The sequence below is a fragment of the Pseudoalteromonas sp. ABV4_021 genome (genome assembly GCF_056159365.1).
Window position 1 is genome coordinate 2,923,574 of the sequence record NZ_JBSWVB010000001.1, and the last position, 15,600, is coordinate 2,939,173.

Below are 15,600 nucleotides of genomic sequence, written 5' to 3' on the forward strand. Positions count from 1 at the left end.
ATTACAACCTACCTTAGTGCTAACTTAATTCAAGCTTGCCTTAATAATACTCACATCACACAAATTTACTGAATCAACAGAGCGTATTGAAGCAAATCGTCTTTTTTATAATTGTTCTCGCTATACATGTGTAACAAATTATTTGTTATGACACAGCGCTAAAAAATTAACCTTTTTGCTCCTTTTTACATTTTTAACTAAATAACCTAAGGCAGTCGGATTGATTTAAATGGCGAACGGAATTTAATTGCAAAATAAGCAACAATATTAATGTGAATACCCGTATTTTATTATGCAACTTGTTAATCGATTATTTTTTAAACAGAAAATTCCTACATACTTGCTTACAGCGCATCATAGTTTTCAAACACACTTGTGAAAATTTTAAGTTACCTTTTCAGTGCACTTTACCCAACGCCACATTAAAGGACACGAAAATGAAAACACTATTAATTACAGCAGGAATCGCACTACTCTCATTAACTAGCGCACCATCTTTTGCACATAGCAAGCAAGTAGTTACAACAGACTCGTCAGCAGACTCAAGCCTTTGCGCTGCAATTATTAAAGATAAACCAGTGGTTATTACTAAACGCTTAAAACAAGCAAGATTGCGTAAACATCAAGCTAAAGAGGTGCTGTTTTGTAATGGCCTTTCCCTTTCTGAATTTGCACAAAAGCACAATTCATACAAAGCGATTGCCCACTTAAGGCTTGAACCAAGCCAAGAGCAACTGGCAAACAACAACATTGTAAAATAAATGTTAAAAAGATTCTTGCTTTTGTAAAGCAACATAACTAATCTTAGTTATGACATCCCAATCCAATAACTAAAAGGCGAGCAATTAATGTTTGCCTTTTGCTTTTTTAGCCACCGTTAAGATAGCATAGCTAAATACAGCTTACAGAAGTCTTGATATGCTTGATTTAAATACCCTTTACATTGTTAGTGGCGTTGTTTTATTACTCTCGTGGTTTATTTGCTTTCAAGTTTGGCGAGAAAATAAAAGCGTCGATGGGGCGTTTACCAATCTGCTTTTACCGAGCTTAATGTTACTGGCTCTGTTTAGTTATTCTCTCTATTTATACCGCGTTATCGATATTAAAGCGGGTATTGCAAGTTTAATCATTCTTAGCTGCTCGATATTAAGTATTCATTGCTTACAGCGTTTTTTTGCGATTAATAGTATCGCTATAAAGCTATTTAACCTGGTAACGGTCTGCTGCATCATCATGTTTTCTTGGTATACCTATGGTGAATCAAATGCACAAAATCGATTACTAATATTTAACCTTCAGCGGTTTCTTGAAGGCGTTATGATCCTTTGGATTATGTTCACAATGAATACGTCAAATCACCGCTTCTCTAAACATATTTATTTATGCCATGCGCTCATTTTTATTACTGTTTACCCAATTCGTACTTACTACCTTATGCCGCTAGGCACACCCGAATTATTTAAACATGAATGGTTTGCCATCGGTGCTATGGTTACTGGTATTGTCAGCCCATTACTTTACGCATTGGGTATGGCCTATTTGTGCAGTGAACGAAAAGCCCTTCATTTTTCAGCCCTGAAAGATAAAGCCCAACAAGATGCGGAGCTACGCGGTTTATTCTTAAGTACTATGAGCCATGAGATAAGAACCCCACTTAACGGCATTATGGGTAGCGCTCAATTAATTTTAAACCAATCACCTAGTGCCAAAGTAAAACCTTATTGTGAAGCAATCATTAATTCTTCAGAATCACTCAACTTACTAATTGGTAAAGTACTTGATTACGCACGTTTAGAACAAAATGCTGAAACAGGAACTGAGGAAGACATAGAATTAACGCCTTGGCTCGAAAACTTATGCTTGTTATATCGCCCTCTCGCTCAACAAAAACGTATAGATTTCAAGCTCAACAATAACTTACCGAAAAAAGCTTGCTATTACTTTGACCAACAAAGCGTGCGCCAAGTACTGATTAATTTACTCGGAAATGCGATTAAGTTTACCGACACAGGCCAAGTTACACTGTCGGTTGAAGTTTTATCTAAAGCGCCACTAGAGCATATTGTAAGATTTACTGTAACAGATTCAGGCCCTGGCATTGCGGCATCAGAAATTGAACAATTAAAAGAGCCTTATGTACAAAGTGAGGCTGGAAAAATAAAGGGTGGAACTGGTTTAGGGTTAGCAATAAGTGAGCGATTACTTAATAAAATGCAGAGCGAGCTCAATATTGAAAGTACACTCGATTTAGGTAGCCGTTTTAGTTTTGATATTCGTTTTAGCCTTGGTGAGCTAAGCCTTGTTGAACAAACCAAAGAAAAAGCCGATACACTTACTGGGTTATCTGTATTACTAGTTGAAGATCTTCCGTTAAATCAAAAGCTCGCAATTGAGTTTATGGCGATGGATCAACACCAAGTCACACTGGCAAGTTCCGGCGAAGAAGCGATTCAAATACTACAACAACAGGCATTTGACCTAGTGTTACTCGATATGAATTTACCTGATTTCTCAGGTCAGGAAGTTGTAAAAAAACTAAACAACATCGAACATATTAATTCTCATACGCCAATTTTAGCGTTTACCGCAAGCTTAAGCCCGGACGAGGTAAAAGAGTATTTAACACTCGGTATCAAAGATATTGTCGGCAAACCAATTAAACTCGAAAAGCTGCGCCAAGCCATTTTTAACTCGCAACAGCAGTCTTTTTCACAAGCTAGCCAGAATGTCGAAGATATATTATTTGATGCAAGCGCAGCACAAAGTCTAAGTGCATCTTTTGCGCAAGAAGAGTTTAACGCTATTTACGATGAATTTATTATGTCGCTACGCGATAAACTAGCGCGCTGCGAAACAGGTTTTGAAAAGCAAACTGATGAAACAATTCGCACCTTACATCGCTTAGCCAGTACAGCATTGCAACTAGGCTTTAACCGTTTCGGATTGGCACTAAAGCAAAGTGAGCGAGACTTACTAAATAACAAGTTAGTATTTGATAACGAGTATTTAAAACAACTTTGGCAGCAAAGCTTAACAAGTTATTTAAAGTATGCGCGCGAGCAACTATAAACAGCAAAATCATTTAAATTCAAAGAATTAAACTGGCTTAAATATAAAATAGATATAAAAACGAGCAAGAAAGAGTTGCGTGTTCGCTATAGCTTCGCCACGCTAGACATCGACTAATAACCATATAAGAAAATGTTATGACTCAATCTTGGTTTGCTGTTTCTGCACTTATCAGCATCGCCTTTTCAGGCGCACTCAGTGCATCCACGTTATATAACGATGGCCCGTATCTGTTTTACAACAAGAATAAAATTGAGCGCATTGATATCGTTGCCAATAAAAAAACGGTGTCAGAGTACAATGGCCCACTGACAATAACGCCAACCTTTAACGCAAATCAAATAGACAGCTTTCAAGACGTCGAAAAGATTGCGGCAATTAGCGATATTCATGGGCAGTTTGATATTTTCAAAACCTTATTAGTGAATAACAAGGTTATCGATCAATCTCTAAATTGGTCTTTCGGTAAAGGGCATTTAGTGATTACCGGTGATATTTTTGACCGTGGCGATACAGTTACTGAAGCGCTGTGGTTAATTTATAAATTAGAACAACAGGCATTAGCGGCTGGCGGAAAGCTTCATTATCTGCTAGGTAATCACGAATACATGGTACTACGTGACGATCAACGATATTTGCACCCGAAATATGTGCATGCAGTATCGCATTTTAATAACGACTTACGTCAGCAATACAGTAACAACAGCGTATTAGGGCGCTGGCTACGCAGCAAGTCGACCATCATTAATATCAATGGTTTTATTTTCCTACACGGTGGCATTCACCAAGACTTCTTAGATCTTAAACTGAGCTTAGAGCAAGCCAATAGTGAGTTTCGCAAAACCATTGGTTTAGGCAAAAAAGCATTAAAAGAAAACCCAACGTGGCTAACACTACATGGCAGTAACGGCCCTATTTGGTACCGCGGCTACTTTAGAGATGACGCGCTCAACGATACACAAGTCGATGCCGTTTTATCACAACTTAATGCCAAAAAGGTTATTGTAGGGCACACCTCAATGCCAACCATTGAAACACGCTTTAACAGCAAAATCATCGCGATTGATAGCTCAATCAAGCGAGGAGAAAAAGGCGAAATATTGCTTTGGCAAAATGCCGAATTCAAACGTGGTTTAATGTCGGGAGAGCAAAAGCCACTGCAATAAGCTTGCGCGAATTTATAAATATGGCAAGATGTTAAGTCATCCTAGGCCTTAAGGCTTTTTATTTGAGTTCAGGTATTTACAAACATACTCAAGTGTTAAGAGTGGCAAAATGAATTTAGCGAACACCAACAAAACTAAAAAATGGCTCACACTACCCAGCACTTTGTTGCTAGCGCTAAATTCATCATTTTTAACAGCCAATGAGGACAATGACTTATTTAGCCTCTCATTAGAACAACTACTTAATGTCGAGGTCTCTTCTGCCTCTCTAACAAAAGAGACACTGAGTGAAGCGCCTGTTCCGGTCACCGTTATTACCGCAAATATGATTTCGCAATCAGGTGCTCGCAACATTAAAGATTTGCTCGTCACCTATGTTCCAAACATCACCCATGTTGAAGACCAAAATGAGCCTAACATTGCAGCTCGTGGGGTATTTACGTCTTCACAACAAAAAATATTATTCTTGATTGATGGCCACAGGCTAAACAGCCGAAGCTACTCAATGGCATCACCCGACTACGCCATTAGCCTCGACAAAATAAAACAAATAGAAGTGCTAAGAGGGCCGTCGAGTTCAATTTATGGCAATGTGGCACTCACAGCCACCGTCAATATCATTTTAAAATCAGCTGCAGAGCTCGAAAACTCCAAACTAGCTGTAACTATCGGGGATCAAGGACATAAACAAGCTAGTCTAACCTATGGTAAACACGGTGATAGCTGGGATTTACTGGCATGGGCACAAGCATTTTCTGCAGAAGGTGAAACACACGCAATCTCCCCACAAGACAACTACTCGCCCAACCCGATTGCTGATGCAGAAGCAAACCTAGGTGCTTATCAAGACACCAATACATATGATATTGGCGCTAAACTTAACTACCAAGATTGGCGCTTTTTCGCCAACACCAGAAGCTCACATTATATTGAGCCCTTTTCTGCCGGTGGTATTAGCGGTGAAGGATATAATTACGATGAAATCAGAAAATATAAGGGAACAGGTCCAGGGCTTGGCTATACTGCATCGCACTTCAATGTAAATCACAGCGATACTTTATTTGATTGGCAGTGGCATCAAGAGCTTTATTTTGATCAAAATGAAGTAGATACGGTAGTGGTAACACAGCCAACAACCAATAATGCCCTTCGCGTTTATTGGCAGGAACGCTCTTCAGGGTTACTAACTCACCTCAGTAAACGTATTGGTAAATGGGATTATTTGGTCGGTTTACAGCTAGATCATATGAAAGTAACCGATTCTGATTTCAAAGCATCGCTAAATGGTGAAGATTACCTTCCGGCTGACCAGCAAACACCACTATTAAAAGAAAGCAGCGAATCGATTTATTCAGTATTTGCACAAGTGAAATACCGATTATCAGAACATTGGCTAGCAAATGCAGGTGCAAGGTACGATCAAAAAAATCGTACTGGCAGCGATAATATTGACGATTTAAGTCCACGTTTGGCGATTATTTACCAAGGGGAAAACGGCTATAATTTTAAAGCGTCTTATGCCACTTCGTTTGTCGACGCAACCTATTGGAACCGCTTTAGTACGTTAAGCTCATTTCGTGGTGCGCAAACACTAAAACCCGAAAAGCTCGCCTCATTACAACTGACACCTAGCATAAAGCTGCCTGAACATCAGTTTTATGGCGCCGTTAACGTATTTTACAATCAGCTCGATGACTTTATCTTTCGCGATAACTATGCTGGTGCAAATGAACCCAATTATTCTAATGCCGGCGAGTTAACAACTTGGGGTATCGAGTTAGAATCGCGTATTACCAAGCGTAATATTACATGGCATGCTACTTTGGGTTATCAAGCGGTTATTGACTCTGAACGCTTTGCCACGAGCGGTGATGATATTAATAATGTACCTAGCATCACGGCAAACTTAGTTACTAGCTGGCCAATTTTTGAAGATGCAAATGCAAGTCTAACTGTGCGCTACATTGGTGAGCAAACATCACCCATTAATATTATTTTGAATGGCCAAGAAATCAGCGATCCCTACCCAAATCAAGGTGCAAATTTCAATGCGCCTAATCATAAAGTCGATGACGTTATATTACTCAACGCAGCCCTTGATTATCAGTTAAGTAACGACCTAAACCTCGCATTAACTGCGCATAATTTGCTCGACACCGAGTTTCAACAAGGGGGCACAACATTGCACCCATACCCACAGGCAGGACGCAATGTTCGCGCAACATTGAGTTATGAATTTTAACTAACTAAGATTTAGATGACAGGCATTAGCCACCATCACCCGCTGATACACTGCCCGACGCAGCAATAGCTGCTGTTGTCGCCGCCGTGGTTGCCGCAGTCGCAGCTGCATTACCAGCAACCGTTACGCTAACAGACGCTGCATGATTACCGACGTCGATAATACATGTGCCGTAACCCAAGCCTTTTAGCGAATTAGTCCATATCTGTTCGCCTGTGGCTTTATCTAAACAGAATAAATGACCGGAAGAAGATGCGTACACCTTGGTATTATCGCTAGTTACTACCGTAATTGTTCCTGATTTTAACTTTTTACGCCAAAGCTCACTGCCATCGTCTTTATTAATTGCAACGACATGTCCATTAATACCCAAAATAAGATAATTCATAAACCCTCCGTTTAGTGTTAATACCAGCTTGCGTGATTTCATTAAAAAAGCAAATACCATTCAACACTGCCATTCCCCACTCATCATTAAATCTGTTATTTCGAGCTAAAAAACGTTAAATTGAAGCCAGTTAAACAGGAGATGCAATTATGGAACAGTTTGATATTACGATAATAATTGGCTTAGCCGTCGTATTTATTATTTTAGCCCTAGGGGTAAAAATGGTGCCGCAAGGCTACACTTATACGGTAGAGCGTTTTGGTAAATACACCCGAACTTTACCGCCAGGCCTACAGTTAATTATCCCATTTGTAGATACCATTGGCCGTAAACAAAATATGATGGAACAAGTACTTGATGTACCACCACAAGTAGTTATTTCATCAGACAATGCACAAGTTACCACCGATGCAGTGTGCTTCTATCAAGTACTCGATCCAGTTAAAGCTTCGTATGAAGTAAATGACTTAGAACGCGCTATGCGTAACCTAGTAATGACCAACATCCGTGCGGTACTTGGTTCGATGGAGCTTGATGAAATGCTTTCGAACCGCGATAAGATTAATGGTTCACTGCTGGTAAAGGTGGATGAAGCAACCGATCCTTGGGGTGTAAAAGTAACCCGCATCGAAATCAAAGATATTGCACCACCGATGGACTTAGTGGATGCCATGGCTCGCCAAATGAAAGCCGAACGTGAAAAGCGTGCCAATATTTTAGAAGCTGAAGGTGAGCGTGAAGCAGCAATTAAGGTTGCCGAAGGCCAAAAACAAGCTGAAATTTTAAAAGCCGAAGGTCAATTAGAAGCAGCTAAGCGCGAAGCTGAAGCGCGTGAACGTTTAGCGGCAGCAGAAGCCGAAGCAACTCGCTTAGTATCTGATTCAATTCAAAATGGAGACTCACGCGCAATTAATTATTTCATCGCACAAAAGTACATGGAATCACTCGGTAAATTGGCCGAATCAGATAACAACAAGGTAATGATGATCCCACTAGAAGCAAGCAATATGCTCGGGTCGATTGCCGGCGTTGCTGAAATTGCAAAAGAAGCGTTTGGCAAGAAATAAACTATACAAACATGTATACTTAACAACAGCACAGCTTGCCGCTGTGCTGTGTTTTAGGAGCAGTTATGATTTCGGAACTATTAAATAATTTAGAACCATGGCATTGGTTATCACTCGGCTTATTGCTGCTTGGTGCCGAAGCATTAGGTGCATCTGGTTTTTTACTCGGTACGGCCATTGCTGCTTTTTTGCTCGCGATTATTAACGCGTTATTTGCAGAACTTAGCTGGCAAACACAAATTATTTTGTTTGCACTGTCTGCGCTTGGTTTTTCTATCGCGTACTGGAAATACTTTAAAGAATTTAACAACCGTTCTGATCACGGCCCACTTAATCAACGCGCAGCCAGTCTGATAGGCCGCGAACTGATAGTTGAGCACGACTTAAGCGGCGGACATGGCCGTATTCAAATAGGCGATACGTTTTGGAAAGTGACATTTGAAGGTCAGATAAATAAAGGCAGCCGTATCAAGGTTGTCGATGCTGATAGCATGTGCCTGCAAATTACTACCATTAACTAAGCTAACCTACACTCGGGATAAATTACATTTCGTGAATAAAATACGATTGGCAAAATTTATTGCCGATGCTGGCGTGTGTTCAAGACGCCAAGCCTCTCGCTTAATTGACGATAAATGTGTGCTCGTCAATGGTCGCCCAGCAAATCATATTGACCATGTTGATGGCAGTGATGTTATTGAGGTTAACGGTCAGCAGGTTAAACCACTTACAACAAAGTCCTACTTCGCAATTTATAAGCCGATTGGCGTTGACTGCAAACTTATTAAGAGCGATCCCACCAGCCTAGTGCATTTACTGCCAAAACAAATCAGGCTGTTTCCAATCGGACGCTTAGATAAAGACTCTCACGGCTTATTGCTGATTACAAATGACGGAGAGCTGTGCCAACAACTCAATCATCCTGACTTTGATAAAGAAAAAGAATATATCGTCACCACTAGCAAACCTATTACCGATGAGTTTTGCCAGCAAATGATGAGTGGCGTGCCTGTAAAAGGCGTTATTACCCGTCACTGTGAGGTTAAGCAAATCAACGAAACGCAATTTCGTATTATATTAACGCAAGGACTAAACCGTCAGATCCGCCGCATGACAAAATATTGTGGTAATTATGTGGTTGATTTAAAGAGAGTAAGAATAGCACGTTTATCACTCGCCGAGCTGAATCTAACACCCGGCAAGTACTGTGAAATAGCAAAAGCCCAAATTACTTCCTGAATCGAACATACATATAAAGACTTGCTATCAAACTACCTGGTAGTAACGCTTTTTCCATACCATTCATCGCTAGATAAGCCATAGTGCCAATAAAAAATACCGTCGTTACAATTACGTCTAAGTATTCCCAAGAAAGCTCTAAAAATTTATTGGTATTCATAACAATTCCTTGCTGTTGTGCTAAACCAAATCAGGGGTTGATTCAAACATTAATAAAAAAGAATAAGCTTTATATAAGCTGGGTGTAGCTTAGATTTTTTGGCCGAAAAAACTTTGATCTAGAATAAAAAATAGACGAGCTAAGAAAAAAATAAGCCGCAAAACTTGCGGCAAATCAACAATAGCATTGTGTGGAAAATATGTAGCAATGAGCGAGCTACAAAACCAAGTATAAAGCAGCTATAAAAAACTGCCTGCGACATAATGTCGCACTTTTAATGAATTTTTTTCACATCCATAGCAATTCACCGACCTAGCCTAGCAATACCTGTTACTATGCTATTTTGTTGATTAAGGTACTTATTAATGCTTTGGGTCTTCTTTACTGTGTTAGCAGCATTTATGCAAACGTTTCGCAATGGCCTGCAAAGTAAATTAAGTAAAGATGTCAGCACACTCGGTGTAACCTTAGCGCGTTTTTTATTTGCCACTCCGATAGCACTTACCTACCTTGTTTTGCTCTATCAATTTGAGCCAATCGCTTACCCCGAGTTTAACCGTCAATTCATTAGTTATGTTGCCATTGCTGCAGGCATGCAAATCCTTGCGACAGCGCTTATGGTGGTTTTATTTAAACAACAAAATTTCGCAATTGGTGCAGGGCTGGCAAAAAGTGAGGCGCTTGTTGCCGCTATTTTAGGTGCATTATTTTTTGGCAGTGCACTTACACCGCTCGGTTGGTTTGGTGTGCTAATTGGCGCTTTGGCGGTATTTGTTTTAAGTGGATTGAGGTTAAACCAAGGCTTTCAATTAAAAACCGTGCTGATTGGTTTGAGCTGCGGCAGCGCATTTGCTTTAACCTCTCTTTCGGTACGTGAAGCCAGTATTGCCCTTGATTTACCATTTCCACACAGCGCTGCATGGGTATTACTCTGGGTATTAACACTGCAAAGTATCATTTTAATTGCGCACATTGCGATAAAAGAAAGGCATACATTTAGCAAATTAAAACAGCACTTGCCCACCACATTCGCCATTAGCGTAACGAGTTGTATTGGTTCAATCGGCTGGTTTAGTGCAATGAGTTTACAGTACGTCGCGTATGTTAAAACGTTGGGGCAAATAGAAGTACTGTTTACTATTTTACTTGCGATATTTTGGCTAAAACAAAAACCGAGCAAAAATGAGTTGCTCGGTTTAATCCTCATTGCCCTCGCTGCTATTTTAGTAATGTGGCAATAGCAAGTTAGAGGGCAGCTAAATCAATAAGCTAAATAACCAATTTTTCGCCAGCAGATAAACCCGAGATAATAACCACCAGATTATTATCAAGCTGCTGACCTAAACGCACAAATCGCTCGCTTACTTGGTTGCTTTCCAATACAAATACTTTTGATAACTGACCAAATTGCTGAATATATTGCTTATCAATTGCGATAACATCGCGTGTGGCCTTATCAATACCCACCTTGGCATACATTCCAGGCATCAAACCCAAACCATCAAGATTATCACCCGCTAAATCGAGCTTTACTTCAAAGCTGCGAGCTGCACTGTCGGCAAGCGGCACAATTTCACTGATCCGCGCCGTTCTTACTTGCTGTAACGCCGATAACTCCACTTGCAACGCTTGACCTAAGGTTAGGGTTACCGCTTGGCTTTCAGGAATATAACTACTAATTTGAATGCTGCTCGGATTGTAAAGCGCTACAACGGCTTGCCCCGGATTGACTAAATCCCCCGGTTCAACCATACGATCAACCACTTTACCTGCTATAGGTGCAATGATCTTGCTGTAAGCTAGCGTTACATTAGCTTGATCACGCTGCTGCTCGTAACTTAGTTTGGTTGCTCGTAATTGATCAAATGTAGACTGAACAGAGTCCAGATCATTAACAGAGATCAATCCCTGCTCACGAAGCGTTTTATTACGCTTTAATTGTAACGACGCTTGCGTTAACTGAGCCGAAACGGCTTCAACCTGTGCTTCAATTTGACGCACTTGCGCTTTGAGATCTTGGTTGTCTAACTCAGCAATCACATCACCTGCTTGCACCATATCGCCAGCACGAACATTTACTGAGGTCACATTTGCTAAAATACGACTCGCTACTTGTGTATTTTGCTTTGCGATAAGGTTGGCTGGCAACCAAAGCCTATCGGTATAAGCGTAGGGTTCAATAGTGATAGTTTGCACATTTTGTAATTGAGGCGATGCGGTACTCGGCGCAATTTTGTCGCTGAAACCACCCGCCATCATGATGATCATTGCCACTAACGCGAGAATCGCAATAACCGGAATTAATAACGTTTTTTTTGTCATGATTTATTGCTCCTGAGCGTCTTGCGCGCTGTTTTTTGTGTCGTCGAAAACCAGATAGTAAACAGCGGGCACAATGATCAAACTGAATAAGGTAGAGGAAATAATGCCAAAGATAATTGCTAGCGCTAAACCACTAAATACGGGGTCAAGAATAATCACTAAATTACCAAGTAATGTGGTACCAGCCGTGAGCAATACTGGTCGCATGCGCACACTGCCAGCCATTAATAGCGCTTCTTTTATCGCAGCACCTTGTGCACGTGCAGCACTTATAAATTCAACCAAAATAAGTGAATTGCGAACCACAATACCGGCCAACGCTATCATGCCAATCATCGCTGTTGCGGTAAACAAAACAGGTTCTGGGCTCGCTGCAATCTCTCGCTCACCAAACTGATTCATTAACCAAAAACCCGGCATAATACCTATTACTGTAAGCGGAATAGCCGACATAATTATACCCGACAACGCATAAGAACCGGTTTGTAAGCGTAAAATAAAGAAGATCCCCGAGAGCGCAAAGGCAAACGCGATACCCATATCTCTAAATACGCGCGCGGTTATTCTTAGCTCGCCTTCACCACTCCACGTAAGCCAAGTGCCTTTTGGAATTGACCACACATCACCGCCACCGTTATTAAGATAATGACGATCTTGCCAAGCAACATGGTTTGTTTGTTGATCGTTAAGTTGTTCACGTTGATCAGCGTTAATATCTGCGACTACTTCCGCAGGCGTGCGACCATTCAACTCGGCGGTGACATAAATCACTGACTGTAAGTCTTTACGATAAATAGGCTGAGTAACGTTCAACGTTTGGTACTGGCCTAATTCACTTAAGGCAACTAATGGTTGCGGCGCAGCCTCTAAACCAAGACCTAAATCGGTTTGCGCAATGCCCTCTCGGCCACGAATATACAGACCATCAAGCTCACTAGCTTGATTGCGCGTTTGATATGGTATGCGTAATTTTATTGCCAGCGGCTCAGCCTCATATTGATTGGCGATACTGCCCGCTTCAACGCCGAATCCTGCAATCATTAATGTGCGTTTAATATCTTCCGTTGCGATACCAGAAAGTGCGGCTTTTTCTTTATCTACCACAAAGCGATTAATCTGTTGCTTTGCCTGTATTGTGGTATCAACCTCCACTACATGTGGCTCACTTGCTAAACGCGCCGCGATATTGTGTGCCGCTAATTGTTGCTGTTCGAGTGCAACAAATGGGTCACGGTATACTTCGGCAACTAACGTTGATAACACCGGAGGGCCAGGTGGTACCTCAACAACTTTTACATTCACGCCATCTTTATTAAATGGCGCAAGTAATTCTCGCAAGCGTAAGACGACACCATGAGATTGATACTCTCGTTCACTTTTATCTACCAGTAATACGCGTATTTCAGCAAGGTTTTCTCGTGTGCGCATATAATATTGGCGAACCATGCCGTTGAAGTCGATTGCGCTGGGCTCACCGACATAAACGGCAACCGCTTTAACTTCCGCAACACGCTTTACTTGCTGGGCAATTTCACCAGAGAGCGCTGCACTTTGCTCTAAACTGGCTGGCTCAGGTAGGTCGATAAGTATTTGCACTTCATTTTTATTATCGAAAGGCAATAACTTGAGCGGTACCGTGCGAAAAACAGGTAGTAATGCACTGGCAATGAAAAGACCCAGCGTTAACCATAACGCTGTTTTAGCACGCGATTTCGACGCTAGAATTGGCGTTAAGATTTTATGGTAAAGGTCACCACTATTACTGCTTTCTTGTTGTTTAGTAGAATCTTTAAGTAATTTACTTGCCAACCACGGGGTGACGAATAACGCGACCAAAGTAGACACAATCACACTAACTGGCACATTAAATGCCATAGGTGCCATATAAGGCCCCATCATGCCGGTAATAAAGGCCATTGGCACAAACGCCAACACTATCGTTACCGTAGACATAATTAGAGCGGGGCGAATTTCGCTCATAGCGGCCACTATCTGACTCGTTTTACCGTCGCCTTTTAGCATAAAACGTTTAATGTTATCGATGCCGGTAATTGGATCATCTACCAGCAAACCCAGTGATAAAATCAGCGCGAATAAGGTGACTCGGTTGATGGTGTAACCAAAGGCCATATCCAAAATAAGTGTTAAGCCATAACAAATCGGCACAGCTAAACCAACAACAATGGCAGGTCGCCAACCTAAAAAGACACCGATAAATACCACCACGGTAAATACTGCAAATGCTAATGACGAAACAAGGTTATTAACCTTTTCATTTGCCGTTTCGCCATAGTCTCTCAATACTGCAACATTGACATGTTTGGGTATCAGCTGCCCTTTTAACACATCAATACTTTCTAGTACTTTGTTGGCAAGGTTAACTGCATTGCTGCCTGCTTGTTTCGCAATACTAATCGTCACCATAGGGTGATCGGCTGAATTGGCACCTGCCTCGCTATACCACTGATAACTTGTTGCTTCGCTTGGTCCATCTTGAATTGTTGCAACATCCGATAAATACACGGGCTTACCGTTTATGACGTTAACTACTAAATGATTTAATTCATCGCTTTGTCTAAATAAATCACCCACCTCAAGCACTACAGTTTCGCTATTCGATACCTGCACACCAACCGCTGCTAATTGGTTTGACACATTAATCGCGTTATAAACATCCATTACGGTTGTATTAAAGGCGGCTAGATTAGTGGTATTTAAGTAAACTTGCACACTGCGCTGACGACCACCAATAACCTTTACTTCAGAGGTATCGTCTATCGCTTGTAAGTGAGTTGAAACTTCTTGTGCAATGCGGCGTAATTCATAATCATCATAAAGTTGCGGCTGCTCACTCCATAAGCCGAGCATCATAATGGCCACATCATCAACTTCAATTGGTTTTACTTGCCAATTCGCCACGATACTCGGCATAGAATGTTGATTGGCATACAATTTATTGTAAGTGTTTAAAATCGCTTTTTCGCGGTCTTCGCCTACATAAAAACGCAACGTAACGGTTGTTCCTCCGGTTTGTGTTACTGAGTAAACATGTTCAACACCTGGCACTTGCGCCAACAGTTTTTCAAGGGGAATGGTTACTTGTCGTTCCACTTGATTGGCATTGATATTTGGCACCGATACCAGAATATCCAACATAGGTACCACTATCTGTGGCTCTTCTTCTCGCGCGGTGAATTTAAGCGCTAACAAGCCACTTAACAAAGCGAAAATAAAAATCACCAGTGGAATACGCCCTTGCAGTGAACTTGCAACTAAACGATCAATTGGGTGTGATGTGCTCATGACCCTATCCTTGCTATTCAGGCTGACAAAACATATCGTAAAGCGCGCTTAACATGGCGCTCACTCGCGGATCGACAATACGATAATAAATAGTTTGCGCTTCACGACGCGTCTCTACTAAGCCCGAGTTACGTAAACTCGCTAAATGCTGTGACAATGCAGATTGCGCCAATGGTACAGCTTGATTCAACTCGCTAACACTTAGCTCACCTTGATTTAATGTACACAAAATCATTAAGCGATTTTTGTTTGCCATCAATTTTAAAAACTGCTCTGCTTCTGCTGCATTTTCAAGCATTTTGTCCATATCTAACATCATAGGCGTCAATTCTTTATTCTCAAATTTGAGCAAAGTATAAGCTGTTATATTAGAAAAGTCTAATATTAGAATTTACTAATTTAGGTTTTTCTAATATATTTAGATGCAACTCCACTTTTAAGTAGGTTATTCGAATGAAAGTAAATGATGCACTAAGATTAATTGCCGGTGTGATGCTGATAGTGTCACTGTTACTAACGCACTTTGTGCACCCAAACTGGATCTTTTTCACGCTATTTATCGCTGTTAATTTATTACAGTCAGCGTTTACTAAGTGGTGCCCAATGATGACGATACTTCGTAAATTTGGCTTGGAGGATTAACC

14 protein-coding genes are annotated in these 15,600 nt (G+C 41.0%); 9 read left to right on the forward strand and 5 right to left on the reverse strand.

All coding sequences use genetic code 11. From position 1 onward, the window contains the following. Positions 1 to 437: 437 nt before the first annotated feature. The 4 genes from ACXAFE_RS13540 to ACXAFE_RS13555 all read left to right on the forward strand — a co-directional run bounded on the left by ACXAFE_RS13540 (position 438) and on the right by ACXAFE_RS13555 (position 6,477). Positions 438 to 761 (forward strand): DUF3718 domain-containing protein, encoded by a 324-nt coding sequence (locus ACXAFE_RS13540; protein ID WP_475153427.1) that lies wholly within the window; start codon positions 438 to 440, stop codon positions 759 to 761. Positions 762 to 918: 157 nt separating this feature from the next. Next, positions 919 to 3,069 carry a response regulator gene (locus ACXAFE_RS13545; protein WP_475153429.1) on the forward strand — a complete coding sequence of 717 codons (2,151 nt, stop codon included), beginning with the start codon at positions 919 to 921 and terminating at the stop codon, positions 3,067 to 3,069. A gap of 137 nt (positions 3,070 to 3,206) precedes the next feature. After that, positions 3,207 to 4,235: a metallophosphoesterase gene (locus ACXAFE_RS13550; protein ID WP_475153430.1), complete on the forward strand. Its 1,029-nt coding sequence runs from the start codon at positions 3,207 to 3,209 to the stop codon at positions 4,233 to 4,235. A 109-nt stretch (positions 4,236 to 4,344) separates the two neighbouring features. Continuing rightward, on the forward strand, positions 4,345 to 6,477 hold the full coding sequence (locus tag ACXAFE_RS13555; protein WP_475153431.1) for a TonB-dependent receptor plug domain-containing protein: 2,133 nt from the start codon (positions 4,345 to 4,347) through the stop codon (positions 6,475 to 6,477). 25 nt (positions 6,478 to 6,502) lie between these two features. Here ACXAFE_RS13555 and ACXAFE_RS13560 read toward each other — a convergent pair whose 3' ends face one another. Further along, positions 6,503 to 6,865, reverse strand: a complete 363-nt coding sequence (locus ACXAFE_RS13560; RefSeq protein WP_475153433.1) for an outer membrane protein assembly factor BamB family protein — start codon at positions 6,863 to 6,865, stop codon at positions 6,503 to 6,505. Positions 6,866 to 7,014: 149 nt separating this feature from the next. Here ACXAFE_RS13560 and ACXAFE_RS13565 point away from each other — a divergent pair, with 149 nt between their 5' ends. From ACXAFE_RS13565 to ACXAFE_RS13575, 3 genes are all read left to right on the forward strand, one after another. Continuing rightward, positions 7,015 to 7,932: an SPFH domain-containing protein gene (locus ACXAFE_RS13565; RefSeq protein WP_475153435.1), complete on the forward strand. Its 918-nt coding sequence runs from the start codon at positions 7,015 to 7,017 to the stop codon at positions 7,930 to 7,932. A gap of 65 nt (positions 7,933 to 7,997) precedes the next feature. Beyond that, the gene (locus tag ACXAFE_RS13570; RefSeq protein ID WP_475153437.1) at positions 7,998 to 8,453 is read left to right on the forward strand and encodes an NfeD family protein; all 456 of its coding nucleotides are present in this window, start codon (positions 7,998 to 8,000) and stop codon (positions 8,451 to 8,453) included. A 31-nt stretch (positions 8,454 to 8,484) separates the two neighbouring features. Further along, on the forward strand, positions 8,485 to 9,171 hold the full coding sequence (locus tag ACXAFE_RS13575) for a pseudouridine synthase (protein WP_475153438.1): 687 nt from the start codon (positions 8,485 to 8,487) through the stop codon (positions 9,169 to 9,171). Here the strand turns inward: ACXAFE_RS13575 and ACXAFE_RS13580 are convergent. Beyond that, complete coding sequence (locus ACXAFE_RS13580; RefSeq protein WP_475153440.1) at positions 9,161 to 9,331, reverse strand: hypothetical protein; 171 nt, start codon at positions 9,329 to 9,331, stop codon at positions 9,161 to 9,163. The two genes, ACXAFE_RS13575 and ACXAFE_RS13580, sit on opposite strands and share 11 nt — an antisense overlap. 365 nt (positions 9,332 to 9,696) lie before the next feature. Here ACXAFE_RS13580 and ACXAFE_RS13585 point away from each other — a divergent pair, with 365 nt between their 5' ends. Further along, complete coding sequence (locus ACXAFE_RS13585) at positions 9,697 to 10,572, forward strand: EamA family transporter (RefSeq protein WP_475153442.1); 876 nt, start codon at positions 9,697 to 9,699, stop codon at positions 10,570 to 10,572. A gap of 28 nt (positions 10,573 to 10,600) precedes the next feature. On the opposite strand, the gene ACXAFE_RS13590 is transcribed toward ACXAFE_RS13585, so the two are convergent. Genes ACXAFE_RS13590 through ACXAFE_RS13600 form a run of 3 tightly spaced genes read right to left on the reverse strand, consistent with a single transcriptional unit; the run spans position 10,601 to position 15,275 of the window. Then, positions 10,601 to 11,653: an efflux RND transporter periplasmic adaptor subunit gene (locus ACXAFE_RS13590; protein ID WP_475153443.1), complete on the reverse strand. Its 1,053-nt coding sequence runs from the start codon at positions 11,651 to 11,653 to the stop codon at positions 10,601 to 10,603. A 3-nt stretch (positions 11,654 to 11,656) separates the two neighbouring features. Then, positions 11,657 to 14,956, reverse strand: a complete 3,300-nt coding sequence (locus tag ACXAFE_RS13595) for an efflux RND transporter permease subunit (RefSeq protein WP_475153444.1) — start codon at positions 14,954 to 14,956, stop codon at positions 11,657 to 11,659. Positions 14,957 to 14,969: 13 nt separating this feature from the next. Continuing rightward, positions 14,970 to 15,275 (reverse strand): ArsR/SmtB family transcription factor, encoded by a 306-nt coding sequence (locus tag ACXAFE_RS13600; RefSeq protein ID WP_054978265.1) that lies wholly within the window; start codon positions 15,273 to 15,275, stop codon positions 14,970 to 14,972. Between the two features lie 134 nt (positions 15,276 to 15,409). On the opposite strand from ACXAFE_RS13600, the gene ACXAFE_RS13605 reads away from it, so the two are divergent. Beyond that, positions 15,410 to 15,598 carry a YgaP family membrane protein gene (locus ACXAFE_RS13605; RefSeq protein ID WP_010561454.1) on the forward strand — a complete coding sequence of 63 codons (189 nt, stop codon included), beginning with the start codon at positions 15,410 to 15,412 and terminating at the stop codon, positions 15,596 to 15,598. Positions 15,599 to 15,600: the final 2 nt, after the last annotated feature.

What these genes read in the sequence shown, in the direction of transcription:
- ACXAFE_RS13540 (WP_475153427.1), top strand. Translation starts at nt 438, where the DNA reads ATGAAAACACTATTAATTACAGCAGGAATCGCACTACTCTCATTAACT.
- ACXAFE_RS13545 (WP_475153429.1), top strand. Translation starts at nt 919, where the DNA reads ATGCTTGATTTAAATACCCTTTACATTGTTAGTGGCGTTGTTTTATTA.
- ACXAFE_RS13550 (WP_475153430.1), top strand. Translation starts at nt 3,207, where the DNA reads ATGACTCAATCTTGGTTTGCTGTTTCTGCACTTATCAGCATCGCCTTT.
- ACXAFE_RS13555 (WP_475153431.1), top strand. Translation starts at nt 4,345, where the DNA reads ATGAATTTAGCGAACACCAACAAAACTAAAAAATGGCTCACACTACCC.
- ACXAFE_RS13560 (WP_475153433.1), bottom strand. Translation starts at nt 6,865, where the DNA reads ATGAATTATCTTATTTTGGGTATTAATGGACATGTCGTTGCAATTAAT.
- ACXAFE_RS13565 (WP_475153435.1), top strand. Translation starts at nt 7,015, where the DNA reads ATGGAACAGTTTGATATTACGATAATAATTGGCTTAGCCGTCGTATTT.
- ACXAFE_RS13570 (WP_475153437.1), top strand. Translation starts at nt 7,998, where the DNA reads ATGATTTCGGAACTATTAAATAATTTAGAACCATGGCATTGGTTATCA.
- ACXAFE_RS13580 (WP_475153440.1), bottom strand. Translation starts at nt 9,331, where the DNA reads ATGAATACCAATAAATTTTTAGAGCTTTCTTGGGAATACTTAGACGTA.
- ACXAFE_RS13585 (WP_475153442.1), top strand. Translation starts at nt 9,697, where the DNA reads ATGCTTTGGGTCTTCTTTACTGTGTTAGCAGCATTTATGCAAACGTTT.
- ACXAFE_RS13590 (WP_475153443.1), bottom strand. Translation starts at nt 11,653, where the DNA reads ATGACAAAAAAAACGTTATTAATTCCGGTTATTGCGATTCTCGCGTTA.
- ACXAFE_RS13595 (WP_475153444.1), bottom strand. Translation starts at nt 14,956, where the DNA reads ATGAGCACATCACACCCAATTGATCGTTTAGTTGCAAGTTCACTGCAA.
- ACXAFE_RS13600 (WP_054978265.1), bottom strand. Translation starts at nt 15,275, where the DNA reads ATGATGTTAGATATGGACAAAATGCTTGAAAATGCAGCAGAAGCAGAG.
- ACXAFE_RS13605 (WP_010561454.1), top strand. Translation starts at nt 15,410, where the DNA reads ATGAAAGTAAATGATGCACTAAGATTAATTGCCGGTGTGATGCTGATA.